Source organism: Halorubrum salsamenti (assembly GCF_007671685.1).
GTDB classification, from domain to species: Archaea; Halobacteriota; Halobacteria; order Halobacteriales; family Haloferacaceae; genus Halorubrum; species Halorubrum salsamenti.
Genome location: NZ_VCNL01000001.1, coordinates 698,664 through 715,168 on the forward strand (window position 1 = coordinate 698,664; position 16,505 = coordinate 715,168).

Annotated in this window: 13 protein-coding genes and 1 tRNA gene; 7 read left to right on the top strand and 7 right to left on the bottom strand. The window is 68.7% G+C overall.

The annotated features are described in order from the left end of the window. Positions 1–36: 36 nt before the first annotated feature. Positions 37–759 carry an SOS response-associated peptidase gene (locus tag FGL94_RS03445; RefSeq protein WP_144920953.1) on the bottom strand — a complete coding sequence of 241 codons (723 nt, stop codon included), beginning with the start codon at positions 757–759 and terminating at the stop codon, positions 37–39. A gap of 86 nt (positions 760–845) precedes the next feature. Here FGL94_RS03445 and FGL94_RS03450 point away from each other — a divergent pair, with 86 nt between their 5' ends. Further along, entirely contained in the window at positions 846–1,610 is a 765-nt protein-coding gene (locus tag FGL94_RS03450) for a ribonuclease H-like domain-containing protein (RefSeq protein WP_144920955.1), read from the top strand. Between the two features lie 468 nt (positions 1,611–2,078). On the opposite strand, the gene FGL94_RS03460 is transcribed toward FGL94_RS03450, so the two are convergent. Continuing rightward, entirely contained in the window at positions 2,079–3,386 is a 1,308-nt protein-coding gene (locus tag FGL94_RS03460; RefSeq protein ID WP_144920959.1) for a Glu/Leu/Phe/Val family dehydrogenase, read from the bottom strand. 218 nt (positions 3,387–3,604) lie between these two features. On the opposite strand from FGL94_RS03460, the gene FGL94_RS03465 reads away from it, so the two are divergent. Together FGL94_RS03465 and FGL94_RS03470 are read left to right on the top strand one after the other, a co-directional pair. Then, positions 3,605–4,069 (top strand): PH domain-containing protein, encoded by a 465-nt coding sequence (locus tag FGL94_RS03465; RefSeq protein WP_144920961.1) that lies wholly within the window; start codon positions 3,605–3,607, stop codon positions 4,067–4,069. Further along, positions 4,066–5,946 (top strand): PH domain-containing protein, encoded by a 1,881-nt coding sequence (locus FGL94_RS03470; RefSeq protein WP_144920964.1) that lies wholly within the window; start codon positions 4,066–4,068, stop codon positions 5,944–5,946. The genes FGL94_RS03465 and FGL94_RS03470 overlap by 4 nt, the downstream gene beginning before the upstream one ends. Before the next feature lie 36 nt (positions 5,947–5,982). Here the strand turns inward: FGL94_RS03470 and FGL94_RS03475 are convergent, their stop codons facing one another. Beyond that, complete coding sequence (locus tag FGL94_RS03475) at positions 5,983–7,128, bottom strand: acyl-CoA dehydrogenase family protein (protein WP_144920966.1); 1,146 nt, start codon at positions 7,126–7,128, stop codon at positions 5,983–5,985. A 179-nt stretch (positions 7,129–7,307) separates the two neighbouring features. Here FGL94_RS03475 and FGL94_RS03480 point away from each other — a divergent pair, with 179 nt between their 5' ends. Further along, positions 7,308–8,375, top strand: coding sequence for a phytoene/squalene synthase family protein (locus tag FGL94_RS03480; protein ID WP_144920968.1), 1,068 nt, complete (start codon positions 7,308–7,310; stop codon positions 8,373–8,375). 29 nt (positions 8,376–8,404) lie between these two features. Here the strand turns inward: FGL94_RS03480 and FGL94_RS03485 are convergent, their stop codons facing one another. The 3 genes from FGL94_RS03485 to guaB form a co-directional block, all read right to left on the bottom strand. After that, the gene (locus FGL94_RS03485; protein WP_144920970.1) at positions 8,405–10,387 is read right to left on the bottom strand and encodes a DEAD/DEAH box helicase; all 1,983 of its coding nucleotides are present in this window, start codon (positions 10,385–10,387) and stop codon (positions 8,405–8,407) included. 51 nt (positions 10,388–10,438) lie between these two features. Continuing rightward, the gene (locus FGL94_RS03490) at positions 10,439–11,041 is read right to left on the bottom strand and encodes a HalX domain-containing protein (RefSeq protein WP_144920972.1); all 603 of its coding nucleotides are present in this window, start codon (positions 11,039–11,041) and stop codon (positions 10,439–10,441) included. A 132-nt stretch (positions 11,042–11,173) separates the two neighbouring features. Further along, positions 11,174–12,661, bottom strand: coding sequence for an IMP dehydrogenase (gene guaB, locus FGL94_RS03495; RefSeq protein WP_144920974.1), 1,488 nt, complete (start codon positions 12,659–12,661; stop codon positions 11,174–11,176). Positions 12,662–13,371: 710 nt separating this feature from the next. Between guaB and FGL94_RS03505 the strand changes: the two genes are divergently transcribed. From FGL94_RS03505 to FGL94_RS18145, 3 genes are all read left to right on the top strand, one after another. After that, the gene (locus FGL94_RS03505) at positions 13,372–14,412 is read left to right on the top strand and encodes a DUF5794 domain-containing protein (RefSeq protein WP_144920978.1); all 1,041 of its coding nucleotides are present in this window, start codon (positions 13,372–13,374) and stop codon (positions 14,410–14,412) included. A 99-nt stretch (positions 14,413–14,511) separates the two neighbouring features. Continuing rightward, positions 14,512–14,739 (top strand): DUF5795 family protein, encoded by a 228-nt coding sequence (locus FGL94_RS03510; RefSeq protein ID WP_049912230.1) that lies wholly within the window; start codon positions 14,512–14,514, stop codon positions 14,737–14,739. A gap of 132 nt (positions 14,740–14,871) precedes the next feature. Continuing rightward, a tRNA-Trp gene (locus FGL94_RS18145) sits at positions 14,872–15,046 on the top strand. Positions 15,047–15,231: 185 nt separating this feature from the next. On the opposite strand, the gene FGL94_RS03515 is transcribed toward FGL94_RS18145, so the two are convergent. After that, positions 15,232–16,431 carry an LEA type 2 family protein gene (locus FGL94_RS03515; RefSeq protein ID WP_144920980.1) on the bottom strand — a complete coding sequence of 400 codons (1,200 nt, stop codon included), beginning with the start codon at positions 16,429–16,431 and terminating at the stop codon, positions 15,232–15,234. Between the last annotated feature and the right edge of the window lie 74 nt (positions 16,432–16,505).

Here is a 16,505-nt window from a genome sequence, read left to right on the forward strand (position 1 = left end):
AAAAAGATTCCTTCGAACGGACACGTCGCGGGACCGTCACCCGATCGGTTCGATCAGCTCCGGCGTGTCGACGCCGGGGGAGTTCACGCGCGTCGAGACCGGATGGACCGTCATCTCGTCGGCCGGATGGGGGCCGAGCAGCGCGGCGGCCTCGTCGGGGTCGCCCCGGAGCCACGTCTCCTCCTCGTCCGGATCGAGGATCACCGCCATCCGGTGATGGAGGTCGGCGACGAGGTCGTTCGGCTCGGTGGTGACGACCGTGAACGTATCGATGAGCTCGCCGGTGTCGTCCGAGTCGTCCTCCTCGCCCGCCCCGCCGCCGAACGCGCCGAGCCCCGTCTGCGTCGTCTCCGGCTCAGGCGGCTCCCACCGCTCGTAGAGCCCCGCCATCGCGAACGGGCGGTCGTCCTCGAAGGCGACGCGGTAGGGCGTCTTGTCGCCCGATCCCGCCTCTCCATCAACCCACTCGTAGAAGCCGTCCGCGGGGACGAGACACCGCCGGCGCTCGAAGGCGTCGGCGAAGCTCCGCTTCTCGCGGACCGTCTCCGCGCGGGCGTTGATCAGGTCGAACGACTCGGCGGCCCACGAGGGAGTGAGCCCCCACTCCATCCGCGTCGCAGCGGTCGGGTCCTCGTCGGCGATCACCGGGAGGTCCTGGCCGGGCGCGCAGTTGTAGCTCGGCTCGACGCCCGCGAAGTCGGCGTCGAACCGGGCTTCGAGGTCGGTGGCGGGAGTAAAGAGAGTGTAGCGGCCGCACATGCGTAGCCGCCCCTTCGGCCCGCGTCGGCATAAATCGCGCCGCCGCCTCCCGTCGGGTTTTTGCCCGCTCGCCGCCGCGGTCGAGTATGCGCATCGAGAACAGCTTTATCCCGGTCGAGGGGGTCGGCGAGACGACGGAGCGCCGGCTCTGGCGCGAGGGCGTCACCACGTGGGAGACGTTCGACCCCGCGGTCGACGTGCCGGGCGTCGGATCGACCATCGCCGACCGGATCGAGTCGTTCATCGCCGAGGCGCTGACGCGCCTCGACGACGGCGACGCCGCCTACTTCGACCGCGCCTTCCCGAGCGGGGAGCGCTGGCGGCTCTACGAGAACTTCCGCGAGGAGACCTGCTTCTTCGACATCGAGACGACCGGACTGGACGAGCATCGCAATCAGGTGACGACGGTGAGCTTCCACCAAGCCGGCGAGACGACGACGCTCGTCGCCGGCGAGGACCTCACCGCGGAGCGCCTCCGCGAGCGGTTCGCCGACGCCAGCCTGCTCGCGACGTTCAACGGCGCGCGGTTCGACGTGCCGTTCTTAGAGACCTCCTTCGACATCGAGATCGACACGCCCCATCTCGATCTCATGTACCCCTGCAAGCGGATCGGGCTCTCCGGCGGGCTGAAGCCGATCGAGAAGGAGATCGGGATCGACCGCGACCGCCCGGACATCTCGGGGCGGGACGCCGTCCGACTCTGGCGCGAGTACGAGCGCGGCGACGACGACGCGCTCGACACCCTCGTCTCGTACAACCGCGAGGACACGGAGAACCTCCGGGCCCTCGCGGACGCCGTCACCGAGACGCTCCACGAGGACGTGTTCGTCGGCGACACCGTCGAGCGGTAGTCTCTGCAGACAGAGCGGCGAGCGATGACGGGAGTACGTCTCTCAGTGTGGTGGTGTGGTCATTTATAAGTCGGATCGGGGTGTTGCTGTTGGTGGTTTATAAGTATTCGACGCTGTGGTGACGACCTCCAAAGCCCCGGCCGCGAGGACTCGCGCGGCTCGCTGCGGTCCTCGTCACTCGCGTTGCTCGTTCCTGCGGTCCTTGCGTCGCCGTGCTTCGTCCTCGCGGCCGCCCCTTTGAGTCCCACCCGCACAGCACCGCAGCCTCACACCTCCCCAACCTCGCGATTCGCGCTCTGCGAGCGCTCACCGCGTCCCTCGCGCGTGCTCCTCGCGCCCGGTGGGCGCTCGGAGGCACGCGCCACCGCACTCGTCAGTTATAAGCGATCGTCGCCGTCGCTCATGGCTATTTAAATACGGTTACGCAGACGCCGATCTGCAAGACCAACTCCCGCTATCGATCGCCGCTTACGGGAACAGCCCGCGGTACTCGTGGGCGCTCGCGGTGCGTTCCAGCGCGAGCGTGTACGCGGCGGTACGGAGGTCCGGGAGCTCCTTCTGGTCGAACTGGTCGATCGTCTGGTCGAAGGCCGTACCGATGCGCCGCTCCAGCTCGGCGTTGACCGTCTCCAGCGGCCACGAGAACTCCTGCGCGTTCTGGACCCACTCGAGGTACGAGACGATGACCCCGCCGGCGTTCGCGAGGATGTCGGGGACGACCTGGACGTCTCGCTCCGTGAGCACCTCGTCGGCGGCGACCGTCGTCGGCCCGTTTGCCGCCTCGACGATCACGGAGGCCTGCAGGTTGTGGACGTTGTCCGCGGTGATCACGCCCTCGACCGCGGCGGGGATCAACACGTCGACGTCGAGGGTCAACAGCTCCTCGTTCGTGATCTGGTCCGGGTCGTCCCACTGGTTCCCCCCGCTGGTGCGCCGGTCCTCGGGCATCGCTCGGGGCTCTCCGGCGACGTACTCGTCGATCAGGCCGCCGGCGTCGACGTGGGCCCCGAGCGCCGCCACGTCGAGCCCGTCGGGGTCGTAGGCGGCGCCGGTCACGTCGGAGGTGGCGACGATCCGCGCGCCGGACTCGTCGAGGAGCCGAGCCGCGTTCGATCCGACGTTGCCGAACCCCTGGATCGCCACGGTGGCGTCCGAGAGATCGCGGTCGAGGTAGTCGAAGAGCCGCTCGGTGACGATGGAGACGCCGCGGCCGGTCGCGGCGACGCGGCCCGGAGTCCCGCCGATTTCCAGCGGCTTCCCGGTGACGACCTGCGGGACGGTGTGGCCCTCGTACATCGAGTAGGTGTCCATCATCCACGCCATCGTCTGCGGGTTCGTGTTCATGTCCGGCGCGGGCACGTCGGTCTCGGGACCGATCATCCGGCGAATTCCCTCGGTGTACCGCCGGGTCAGGTTCTCCAAGTCGTTCTGGGTGAGGTCCTTCGGCTCGCAGATGACGCCCCCCTTCGCGCCGCCGTACGGGAGATCGACCAGCGCCGTCTTCCACGTCATCCACCCGGCGAGCGCCTCGACCTCGCGCTGGGTGACCGACGGGTGGAACCTGACGCCGCCTTTAAATGGGCCGCGGGCGCTGTCGAACTGGCAGCGGTACCCCTCGAACACCTCGACCTCGCCGGAGTCCAGCTCCACCGGGAGGGTGACCTTGAGCGTGCGCTCCGGGTGTTTGAGCCGCTCGAAGATACCGTGGTCCACGTCGGCGTACTCCTCCGCGCGGTCCATCTGTGCGAGCATGTTCTCGAACGGGTCGTCCGCCATGGTCGGCTCGACTCGGGCACGGGTGATATCGGTTTCGGCAATTATCGCCAGTGTCAGAGGATAACACTCATACCGAACCGGCGAGCCGGCAGCGGGGTGACGGCGCGTCGTCGACAGCGGATCGACGGCGGTCGCCCCCGTCGTTTTCCGCCCGGACTTATACGTGGGCGCCGACAACGACGGCCCATGACACTCGGACGCGCGTTGGAGGTGCGTCGATGACGACACAGACGCTTCACCCTCGCGTTCAGGTCGTGTGGGTCCTCCGTGCGGTTCTCATCGCGGCGGTGTTGACGGCACCGTTCGCCGGCGCGGTCTACTTCGATCGGCTCCCGGAGTGGGTGCCGATCGCCGCCGGTGCCGCCTTCCTCATCCTCGGCGTGGGACACGCGCTCCTCCGGTACCGTCGCTGGAGCTACGAGATCCGGGAGGACGCGCTGTACCTCGACCGCGGCGTGGTCACGCAGGTCCGGACGACGGTGCCGCTGGTGCGGATCCAGCACGTCGACTCCCGGCGCGGTCCCGTCGAGCGCGGCGTCGGGCTCGCCTCCTGCGTGGTGTACACGGCCGGCTCACGCGGCGCGGACGTTCGGATTCCCGGGCTCACGCCCGACGGGGCGAGCGACCTCCGCGAGGAGCTGAAGCGACTGGCCATCCGCGCGGACGGGGAGGACGCGGTGTGAAGCTCGCGCCCCAGTCGGTCCCGTACCGCGCGCTCCAGAAGGTGTCCGGGATCGTCGTGATCCTCTTTTTCGTCGTGAACAACAACCCCGACTGGGGGTTCGCGGCCGCGACCGCCGTCGCCGTCGCGGTCGTCGTCGCGGCGCTCGCGTACGAGGTCGCGTACTACCGGCGGTTCGACTACGAGCTGACCGAGGACACCCTCGACATCTCCTCCGGCGTGATCTCCCGACGCGAGCGGGAGATCCCCTATCGACGGATCCAGAACGTCGACGTGAGCCGGAGCGTGCTCCAGCGCGCGATCGGCGTCTCCGCGGTGGACTTAGAGACCGCCGGCGGCTCCAGCACCGAGGGGTCGATCCGCTTCGTCACCCCCGAGGAGGCGACACGGCTCCAGCGCGAGGTCCAGCGCCGCAAGTCGGCCGGGTCCGGCACGGAGACGCGCGGCGAGGGTGCGGACCGAGCGGGAAGCGAGGCGAGCGGCGCGACGGGCGCCGGGAGTGGGGTCGGTCCCGCCGAGGAGGAGCTGTTCGCGATCTCGCCGGGCGAGCTCGCCTTAGTGGGAGCGCTGTCGTTCGACGGTCGGCTCATCGGGCTGTTGGCCTTCTTGAGCTCCGGATCCGTCCCGGTGCTTTCAAGCTTCATTCCGGACGCGTCGGCGATCGCGCTCACCGCGACCGCGATCGTCGGCGTCGGCGCGCTGTTCCTCGTGTCGTGGGTGCTCGGCGCGGGAATCGCCTTCTCGAACTACTACGGGTTCCGTCTCTCCCGCGCCGGCGACGAGCTCCGGTACGAGCGGGGGCTGTTCCGCCGGTACAGCGGCTCGATCCCCACGGAGAAGGTGCAGACGCTCCGGATCGCCGATAACCCGGCGAAGCGGGCGCTCGGCTACGCGAGCCTCTCGATCGAGACCGCCGGCTACGCCCCCGGACAGGGCGGCGATCAGGGGAGCCAGGCGGCCGTCCCGATCGCGACGACCGACCGGGTGTATCGACTGGCGCGCGAGGTCGAGTCGTTCGGCGACCCGCGGTTTCACCGCCCGCCCAAGCGGATCCGCTGGCGGTACGCGTTCCGGTACGCGATCGTCGTCGGCGTCCTCGTCGCGGTCGCGTTCGGGACCGACTGGTACCTCGGCGCCGGCGCCCCGTGGTACGCCCCGGCCGCGCTCCTGCTCGCCGTGCCGCCGGCCGCCCACCTGAAGTGGAAGCACCGCGGCTACTGGCTCGGCGAGGACCACCTCCTCACCCGGAACGGGTTCTGGAGCCGCACGGTGACGGTCGTTCCCTACTACCGGATCCAGAACGTCATCGACACCCGAACCGTCTTCCAGCGCCGCTGGGACGTGGCGACGATCGTCGCCGACACCGCCGGCAGCAGCTCCATCGCCGGTGCCGACGCCGCCGCCGTCGACTTCGCGACCGACGAGGCGGTCGACCTCCGCGAGACGCTTCGGGAGCGGCTCCGAGTCGCCGTCGCGGAGCACCGCGAGCGACGGGACCGGTTCGAGTGGTTCGAGGGCGACGTGGCGGACGCGGGTCCGGTCGACAGACCAACCGGGCAGGCCGACGAACCGACCCCTGACGACGGCGAGGGGCCGACCTCCGGCGTCGACGACAGCGAATCCCTCGACGATGGCGACGAGGGCGCCGAGGCCGACGAGGACCGGTCGGATATCCCGGACGACGGCGTGATCCGCCCGGACTTCTCGGGAAGCGACCGCGACTACTCCGAGCCGGCCGAGCGGATCGACACCGGCGAGTACGCGGTGGACCGCAACCCCTCGGACATGGGAGGGAACGAAAAGGACGAAAAGGGCGAAAAAGACGACGAGGACGAGGTGGACAACGCCGACAACGACGCGGACGACGCCAAGAAGTAACGCGTCGTCCGCGCCGTCCGCATCGCTCGTGCCGCCCTACTCGTCGAGAAGCTGTTGGGCGATCGTGTTCCGCAGGACCTCGCTGGTCCCCTCGTAAATCTCGTTCAGCTTCGCGTCGCGGTAGAACCGCTCCGCGGGGAAGTCCTTCGTGTAGCCGTAGCCGCCGTGGATCTGGATGCCCTCGTTGGCGACCTCGCGGGAGATCTCGGAGGCGTACAGCTTCGCCTGCGCGGCCTCCTTGATGTAGTCCTCGCCGCGCATCTTCAGGTCGGCCGCCTCGTGCATCAACAGCTCGGCGGCGCGGACCTTCGTGTCCATGTCGGCGAGCTTGTGCCGGATCGCCTGGAAATCGGCGATGGCGCGGTCGAACTGCTCGCGTTCCTGCGCGTACTCGGTCGCCTCGTCGAGGGAGGCCCGCGCGATCCCGACCGAGCGCGCCGCGATGGTGATCCGGCCGCCGTTCAGCGTCTTCAGCGCCTGCACGAACCCCTCGCCCTCCTCGCCGAGCAACCGGTCCTCCGGGATCCACATGTCGTCGAACCGGAGCTCGGCGGTCGGACACCCCTTGTCGCCGAGCTTGTCCTCGGTCCCCTCCACGACGAACCCGTCGTCCTCCTCGGGCCGGACGACGAACGAGGAGATCCCCTTCCGGCCCGCGTCGGGGTCGGTCTTCGCGAACAGCGTTACCGTGTCGGCGACGGAGCCGTTCGAGATCCACAGTTTGCCGCCGTCGACGAGATAGCCGTCGCCGTCGCGCTCAGCCCTAGTGGTCATCGCCGGTACGTCCGAGCCCGCCTCGGCCTCGGAGAGCGCGAAGGCGCCGATGTCCTCGCCGGTGTTCAAGGCGGTGAGGTACTCCTCCTTCTGTCGCTCGTCGCCGAACTCGTACAGCATGTTGCCCGCGAGCGACGTGTGGGCTGCGACGACCGTCCCGAGCCCGCCGGAGCCGCGCGCGATCTCCGCGAGCCCGATCGCGTAGCTGTGGTAGTCGAGCCCGGCGCCCTCGTACTCGACCGGGAACGGCATCCCCATGAGCCCCAACTCCGCCATCTCGTCGATCAGGTCGGCCGGGAACTCGTCGGTCTCGTCGATCTCGGGCGCGCGCGGGACGACCTCCTCGTCGACGAACTCCGCGACCGTGTCCCGGATCTGACGCTGCTCTCCGGAGAGAGTGAAGTCCATGATCGTGGGTGTCCGCACGGGAACTTATCCGTTTCTACACGGTTGTACACGCCTCCGGCGTCGAGCAGAACGCGAGGCGAGCGAAAAGCGGACACCGTGGGGCCGCGACCGGCTACGCGGGCGTCCCCCGACGTTCCACGAGGCTTTTTATGCGTTGTGCCGTAAGTGTCCGTAACCGAATGAGCGGACGAGAACACGGTCCTGTAGAGCCCGACCTCCAGTGGTGTCACGAGGCGGTTCAGGGCGTTTCCCGGACCTTCGCGCTAACGGTCGACGTGTTGGAGGAGCCGATGGCCTCGCACATCTGCGTGGGGTACCTCCTCTGTCGGGTCGCCGACACCGTCGAAGACGCCGGACACATCCCCCCCGAAGCCCAAAGCGACGTGTTGCGGACGTACCGTCGCGCGATCGATCCCGACGACGACACCGACATCGCGGCGTTCCGCGACGCGGTCGACGAGTGGCTCCCGGCGCCCGCGGAGCGCAACGACGACTGGGAGGTCGTCGCCGAGGTTCCGACGATCGTGGCGACGTTTTCGGAGTTCGAGCCCGCGGCCCGCGAGGCGATCGTCCCCCCCGTGTTGGAGATGGTCGACGGGATGGCGATGTTCGTCGACCGCCACGCCACCGAGGGCGGACTCCGCATCGACGACCGCGACGAGTTGGAGCAGTACTGCTACTACGCCGCGGGGACGGTCGGGAATCTCATCACGAACCTGCTCACCCGCGGCGACATCACGGAGGACCGCGCGCGACAGCTGCGTGACACCGCCGAGGAGTTCGGGCTCCTCCTCCAGCTCGTGAACGTCTCGAAGGACGTGTACGACGACTACACCGAGGAGAACAACGTCTACCTCCCCGCCGAGTGGCTCGCCGACGAAGGGGTCGACCAGGAGCGCGTCGTCCACCCCGACAACCGCGAGTCGTCCGCTCGCGTCGTCGACCGAACCGCCGAGTACGCCCGCTCGTTCCTCGACGACGCGCAAGCGTACTTGGAGACGATGCCGCTCTCGAACGGGAACACGATGGAGGCGTGGACCGTCCCGTACCTGCTCGCGGTCGGCACCCTCCGCGAGCTCAGCTCCCGCCCCGAGGACGCGCTCACCGAGACGGGCGTGAAGATCTCCCGGCAGGAGGTGTTCGCGGTGATGGCCGTCGCCGGCGACGCCGGCCGCGACTCCCTCGCGGACCTTCGGCAGACGATCGCGCGGACTCCCTTCCACCGGGCCGTCGAGCCCGCCGACTGATCGGCGTCCGTCCGCTCCCTTTTACCGCGTCACAGCCGCGAGCGCGCCCTCGCGGCCGCCGGCACGCGCACGCCGATCGTCTCGGCGAGCGCCTCGGCCGCGCTCAACAGCCACTCGGCGCGCTCGACGCGGGAGTCGAGGTCGCCCGGCCCGATCCGGTACGACTCCACCAGTTCCTCGACGGTCGCGCCGCCGATCCACTCGTCGAGGATCCGCGCCGTCTTCACCGACTCCAGCCACTCCTCGAAGTCGTCCGTCTCGTCCATCGCCGTCGTCAGGGTCCCCGCGTTCGCCCGGGCGAACCGGTAGATATCGGCTCGTTCGGCGTTTCCGAGGTAGGTGTCCTGCATGTCGGGCGTGTCGCAGATCACCTCGAAGACGGTGAGCGTCGTCGCGTTCGACATTTCCGCCGCGGTCCGGATTCCTGAGACGATCCGTTCTGCGGTCTCCGGTCTGACGTACTGCTTCGAGGCCGTCTCCCCGACCGGGGTGGCGGTCAGCCGGTACGCCTCGACGCCGCCCTCGCCCGTCTCCCGGCGGACTAGCTCCCCGGAGACGAGGTCGTCGACCGCGACGGCGACCGCGTCGGCCAGCCCGCCGGCGCCCGCCTCTCGGGCGTAGAACGTCCCCTCGAACACGTCGAGGATCTCGGCCTCCGTCTCCGCGAATCCGGTCGCGACCGCCGAGAGGACGTGCGTTCGGAGCGACGCCGGGTCGGCGAGCGTCGATTCGACCGCTTCCGGCTCCCCCTCGACGTACCGCTCGACGAGTTCGGACTCGGTGTCCGCGTCGCCGACGAGCACGGCCTCCCCGTACGGGTCCAGTCCGGGGCGGCCGGCGCGCCCGCACATCTGGTGGACTTCCAGCGTGGGGAGCCACTCCATCGCCGACCCCGCGTATCGCTTCTGGTCGCGGACCACGACCCGCCGCGCGGGGACGTTGACGCCGGCGGCCAGCGTCGGCGTCGCGCAGATGCAGGCGAGTTCGCGGTCGCGGAACGCCTCCTCGACGACCGCCCGGTGTCCGGCGCGGAGCCCTGCGTGGTGGAAGGCGACCCCGGACCGCAGGCAGTCGGCCAGCTGCCGGCCGGTCGCGGTGCCGTCCACGTCGGCCGCCTCGTCGCCCGCGGCCGCGGCCGCCGACTCGACTCCCAGGCGCTCGGCGAGCCCGTCGTCCGCGAGCCGCTCGGCCAGTGCGACCGCCTCGGTCCGCGACCGGACGAACGCGAGGCACTGACCGCCCCGATCGACCGCGTCGGCGACGAGGGCGGCGGTGACCTCGGTGTCGTCGGGCGAGTCGTCGTCACTGCGTTCGTCGTTGGCGTCGCCCTCGCTGGCGTCGTCTCCGACCTCGACCGCCAGCTCCGTCCCGTCGTCGAACGTCACGTCCCCGCCGACGGCGACCCCGGTTCGGAGGTCGACCGGGCGCCACGCGGACTCCACGAGGGTCGCGTCCAGCCACTCCGCGATCGCCTCCGGGTTGTCGACCGTCGCGGACAGCGCGACGACCTGTAGTTCGGGGTTCCGACGGCGGAGCGTCGCGAGAGTCACTTCGAGGGTCGGGCCGCGGCGCTCCGCGCCGAGGAGGTGGACCTCGTCGACGGCGACGCAGGCGAGCTCGTCGACCCACGACGCGCCGTTGCGGATCGCGGAGTCGACCTTCTCGCTCGTGGCGACCACCACGTCGTTGCCCGCGAGCGCCTCCCCGGACGCGTCGAAGTCGCCGGTCGAGATCGCGGCGTCGACGCCGGGCAGCGCCGCGAACGCCTCGTACTTCTCGCGGGCGAGCGCTCGGAGCGGGCAGACGTACAGTCCCGGTCCATCGGCGGTCAGCAGCGCCAGCTCGGCGACGAACGTCTTCCCGGAAGCGGTCGGCACCGCGGCGACGACGTTCTCGCCCTCGCAGACGCCGGCGTCGACCGCGGCGGCCTGCGGCGGGTACAGCTCGCGGATCCCTCGGTCGGCGAAGTGGTCGACGAACCGCTCCGAGAGCGGGAGATCGCGAACGCGCATTCGATCTGCGGGTTCGGCCGGACCGTACTTAAAAAGTCGCGCGGTGCGGCGTCACTCGTCGATATCGGCGCCGACGTCGTCGTCGAATTCCTGAAACAGCTTCTCGAAGTCGTCGTCCTCGGTCACCGCCTCCAGCGACTGGTCGGCCCGCGACCGGAGTTCGTCGATCCGGTCGGTGAGCCGCTGGTACTCCTCGTTGTCCGCGAGCTCGGTGGCGCTTTTTTCAGTCTCCAGCATCGCCTTCTTGGAGGTCAGGGAGAACAGCTCCTGCATCTCGGTGTCGTACTCTCCGCGGCGGAGCAGCCCTTCGACCGTCTCGCAGAGGGTGTCGCTGGTGACCGGTTTCACGAGGTAGTCGTCGAATCCCATCTTCAGGATGTCGAAGTCGGGCTCGACCGCGGTCACCATCGCGACGCGGCAGTCGATGCCGCGCTCCCGGACCGCGGCGAGGACCTCGTCGCCGGAGAGCCCCGGCATCCGTCGATCCAACAGGATCGCGTCGACCTCGTCGTCGGCCTCGTCGAGCTCGTCTAACGCCTCCTGGCCGCCGTACGCGGTCCGGACGCGATACTCGTCGCCGAGCCACGCGGCGTACAGGTCGGCCAAGTCAGGTTCGTCCTCAACCACGAGGACCAGCGGCGGTTGCTCACTCATGGATGACCCGAGCGACGACGTATTCGCTCACACGTTTCGTCTCTGCGCGGACTATATTAAAATACCTCTTCGGGTCCGCGTCACCGGTTTCGAGATCGTTCGACCCCGGAACGCGATGCCGTTACCGCCGCGTCACTCGTCCGGGCTGTAGTTGGGCGCCTCGTCGGTGATCATCACGTCGTGGGGGTGTCCCTCGGTCTGTCCGGCGCTGGAGACGCGGACGAACTCGGCGCGCTCGTGCAGCTCGGGGACGGTCCCGGCGCCGACGTACCCCATCCCGGAGCAGATGCCGCCCGTGAGCTGATGGAGCTCGGAGGCGAGGCTCCCCTTGTACGGGGTCGCGGCCTCGACGCCCTCCGGGACGAACTCCTCGTCTTCGTCCTCCTCCTTGAGGTAGCGGTCGCCGCCGCCGGACTTCATCGCGCCGACCGACCCCATCCCGCGGTACTGCTTGTACTTTTTCCCCTGCATCGTGATGACGCGGCCGGGCGCCTCGTCGGTGCCAGCGAAGTAGGAGCCGAGCATGACCGCGCTCGCGCCTGCGGCGAGCGCCTTGATCGCGTCGCCGGAGTAGCGGATCCCGCCGTCGGCGATCACCGGGACGCCGTGTTCGGATGCCACGTCGGCCACCTGCGAGACGGCGGTCATCTGGGGCATCCCCGCGCCGCTCACCACGCGGGTGGTGCAGATCGAGCCCGGACCGATGCCGACCTTCAGCCCGTCCGCGAAGTCGACGGCGGCCTCGGCGGCCTCGCGCGTCCCGACGTTGCCGACGACCACGTCGGCCTCGACGGTCTCTTTGATCGCCCGCGCCGAGTCGAGCACGTTGAGGTTGTGGGCGTGCGCGCAGTCGATGAAGATCACGTCGACGTCGGCCTCGTCGGCCGCGATCGCTCGCTCCTCCTCGAAGGGGCCGACCGCGACGCCGGCGAGCAGGCGACCGTCCTCGTCGCGGGCGGCCTCCTCGTGCTCGCGGCGCTGTAAGATTCCCTGCATCGTGACGAGCCCGACGAGCCGGTCGTCGTCGTCGACTATCGGGACGCGCTCGATCTTGTGGTCGTACATCAGTTCGAGCGCCTCGCGGGCGTCGACCTCCTCGGGCGCGGTGATGACCTCGTCGGTCATGGCCTCGCGAACGGCGTCGTCCTCGCCGACCTCCAGGTAGGGGCGGATGTCGGTGCCCGAGATGATCCCTAAGACCGTGTCGTCCCCGTCGACGACCGGGGCGCCGGAGACGCCCTGACGCTCCATCACGGCGTCGGCCTCGCGAACCGTGTCGTCGGGGGAGACGGTCACGACGTTCTCGCGGCGGATGACGAGTTCGTGCGCGCGCTTGACGCGACCGACCTCCGCGGCCGTCTCCTCGACGGTCATGTTGCGGTGGAGCACGCCGAGTCCGCCCTCGCGGGCCATCGCGATCGCGAGGTCGCTCTCGGTGACCGTGTCCATCGCCGCCGAGAGGACCGGGACGGTGAGCTCGACGTTCTTCGAGACGCGCGCGGAGAGGTCCGCGTCGTCTGGCTCGACGCGGCTCTCTTTGGGCTTTAACAGTACGTCGTCGAACGTCAACGCTTCCGGGACATCGAGCTTCGCTGAGAATCGACCGGAGTCTGTCGCCATATAAACCGTCGTGAGTCGCCGATAAAAAGCGTTGCGAGTCAGCACGGACGTGTACGTCGTTGTCATCCACATTCACGTAATATGCATTCTCGTGGATCGATATTGATCGGCGTTGAGTTGCGCGCCGAGTTCTGTTTGCGTGACGAGTCCGGTGTTGCGCGCCCCCTCTCCGGAGGCATCGACGCTCCGCGTTCGGAGTCACGGCCGTCGACACGGTTCGGTAGCGCCGACGAGTAGCAGTCTGGCGGTCGAAAGTCGGTCGTCCGTTTGAGTGCTCGCTCCGATACCCGATTCGATCGGCGTTCCCGCTCCGTTCGCCCGACGGCGAACCGATCGGACACGGATCGCTCATCGATGTCGGCGCGTCTCCGAGGAATCGTCACCTACACCGTATCTCCGCCGATACATCCATGAGTTGCTTATAAAGGCCGTGTACCGATCTCTCGCCCCGTGCGGGCACGTCTCACACAACCTTTAACGCAACCGAAACGGATATATGAGGTATGGACTCCGACAGTCCCGTGAATGCGCGTACCGCCGGCCAGCCGATCCTCAACCTCGGCGCCCGCTTTACAGCCGGCAATTCGCGCAAACGCTTTACATGGGCTCGTCGGGCCGCTCGCGGATTCGACTCCGCACTCCGGGCCCTCGGCTATCGCCGGTCGCCCGCTTCCTACCGTGTACCCGTCGGTCAGGGTTATCGCCCCTGAATGAGCGTCTCACGTCACCCGATCGCCCTCCGGCTGGAACAGCAGGTCGGGAGCGCGACGAAGCTGCTCGCGACCGTGATGGTGCTGCCGCTCGTCGACGGGATCTTCCCCGCCCTCGTCGTCGCCGGCGTCCTGACGACGGCGACGGGCGTGATCGAGACGGGGATCCTCATCTTCGGCGGCTCAGCGACCGCCGCGGTGATCCTCGCGGAGATGGACGGCAGCCGCCGGCAGATGGTCGTCTCCGTGCTGCTGATCGGCGCGGTCATCGTCCCGCTCGCCGCGATTGAGGCCGCCTTCGCTCCCACGTTCAGGGGGTTCCTGAACCTCCCCGTCTTCGAGCGCTTCGCCGGGCTGGTGATCCTCACGATCGCCGCCAAGACCGCGAGCTCGGAGATCGGCGAGTACCTGCCGAGCCCCGGCGTCATCATCTCGCTCGGGCTCGTGGCCAGCTTCGAGCCGTCCGGGTTCGCCCTCCGGACCTCCCCGGAGTACGTCCTCAACGGCGCCGCCGCGGCCGGCGTCGGCGTCGCGTTCGCGCTGGCGATCGCGCTGCTGTCGCCGCACCTCCGCGGCCGCGTGGACATCGACCGGTTCCGGTTCGGCTCGGCCGTCGCGCTGGGCGTGCTCGCGCTGCCGATCCTGCTCGGCCCCTTCGACCTCATGCAGACCGAGGCGCCCATCGCGCTGGCGGTGCTCGGCGTGACGACCCTGTTCGCCTACGACCCGAACGCCGGACCGGCGGACGGTCCCGCGGGCGAAGGCGCCGGCGACGACCCGGACGATCCCGACGCTGCCGCCGGAGACGACGCCGACGGCGCGAACGACGTCGACGGCGACACGGACGCCGACGGCGACGCGGACGACGGCGGAGACCCGGATTCGACCGAACCGCCGCTCGACGCGCCGACCGCGCCCGGCCCCATCGTCGACGACGACGTGGCGGTGATCGCCAACGGCGGCGACTCCTCGACCCCGAGCGACGACGGGGACGGCACGGACCCCTTCGCGGACGACGACTCCCGGGCGCCGTGGCTGTAGGCACTGACTAGATCGGGGGCCGAGGGAGACGCGGTCGACGAGATCAGCTCCCGCCCCGCGTGTCGCCGGTGTTTAGGTGCTCGGCGGTGAACGGTGGGTATGTCCAATCGCGTTGTGCAGGGGCGGATGGTGACGCCCGAGAAGCTCGCGGAGTTGGTCGAGGGCGAGTCGGTCCTCGAAGCCGAATCGATCGCGGACGCCGACCGCGACTGTCCCGAGTGCGGTAGCGACGTCATCTCGGTCGGCTACATGCCGAGCGTCACCGAGTTCGTCACGGGCTACAAGTGTCAGGAGTGCGACTGGAGCGCCGACGACCGAGAGGAGTGACCGCGCGGCCTCGTCGTCTCCGGTCCGCCTCGCTTCGTCTCGTCCGGCCCGCTCGGCCGTCCCGTCGCCCGATCGCTCGCGATCGAAACCCCTTTATCCGCGTTTCGGCAACCAACTGATGCGAGATCACGCGGGGCTGTGGCCAAGCCAGGCATGGCGACTGACTCCAGAGGCTTGCGCCCGGGACGACACTCCAGACTGATATACCGAGCGGCCGACTGATCATCGGTCGTGTTGACGACCCTCTGGAGTTCCGAGGCGCACCGGAGATATCAGTCGATCGGGGGTTCAAATCCCTCCGGCCCCATTATCTCAGTTCCCAAACGCTGAGCGGTGCGTACGTCCACAATTATCCGTCCGCGAATAATCGCGCTTGGATGCCGGCGATCTGTGGCCGACCTGTTCGAAACTGGCTGAGGACAGAAGAACTCGGCGTGCGACTCCACTTCGATCGATCGGCTGCCAAAATCGAGCGCAGTCGACCAGAAGCCGTTATAACGGTAACACGCCGTCGTCATCATCGCCGTCGTCAGTCTCGTTCTCCGTTCCGTCATCCGAACCGTCGTCGGTCTCGTTTTCGGTGGTGTCGCCGTCGCTGTCGTCGGTTCCGCTTTCACTATCGGTCGTGTTGCCGCCGTCAGACGCGCCGTCGTCGGTCTCGTTTCCGCCGTCTTCGGTGCCGGACCCGTCCCCTGACGGGTCGGTCCCGTTCCGCACGTCGTCGCCCTCGCCGAAGATGTCCGTCTCGATCGTCTCCTCGTAGGTGAGCGCGTCGAGCGGGACGGTGGCCTCCCCGCCGCCCGGGAACTCGATCACGGCGTAGAACTCGATCCGGAGGCCCGTCACCTGGTGTCCGCGAACGTCCTCGTCGAGGTGGGTGACCCACCAGTCGTCGAGGTGGCGGTTCTGGAGCGCCGTCGTGAACTCGACCGTCTCGGTGCTCTGCGAGGGGATCACGTACCCCTCATCGGTCTGTCCCGATCCCATCTCCACCCCGTTCATGGTGATGTCGTAGCCGATCTCCGTGACGGCGTACGGCTCGATGTTCGGGTTGTACACCGTAAACGCCATCTCGATCGGCGTCTCCGACTCGCTGACGGTCCCCCACTCGCCCCGCGTCTCGTTGACGTAGAGGACGGGGTCGTCCGTCAGCGGGCTGTCGGCGTTCACGGGCCGCGTCTCGTCGGAGTTGAACGCGCCGAGCAGATCCGTCCGGATCTCACGGCTCCGCGAGAAGTCGACGCCTCGGCCGAGGCGTTCCGAAGTGGCGGTCGCGTCGATGTCGAGGGTCGTCCGCTCGCCGTTGCGGACGTGGCTCACCCACCACGGCGGAATCCCGTCGTTTCGCAGCCGCGTCTCGAGGTTCAGTGTGGAGTTCCCGGTGCCGATCTGCACGCCCTCCCGGCCGCCCTGCGCCATCTCGATGTCGTTCATCGAGACCGTGTAGTTCACCGAGACGCCGTCGAGGCCGACGCCGACGGGGTTCGGGTTCGAAACGACGAGATCCGTCTCGATCTCCGTGGTCTCGTTCGTCACGTCGCCGAACGTGTTGTCGACGGCGGCGACGCTCGGCACGCCGAGCACTCCGAGAGCGAAGGCGCCGCCGACGGTTCCGCCGAGGACGAGCACCCCGAGGAGCGCGACCCTGAGCTTCGAGCTGACGAGCGCGGAGAGAACGTCGCTCGGATTCATACTCGCTCAACCTCGTCGGAGCGTAAAATCGTACCGCATTGGCATCGTGTCGCACACTTTTCGCCTCGGTAACA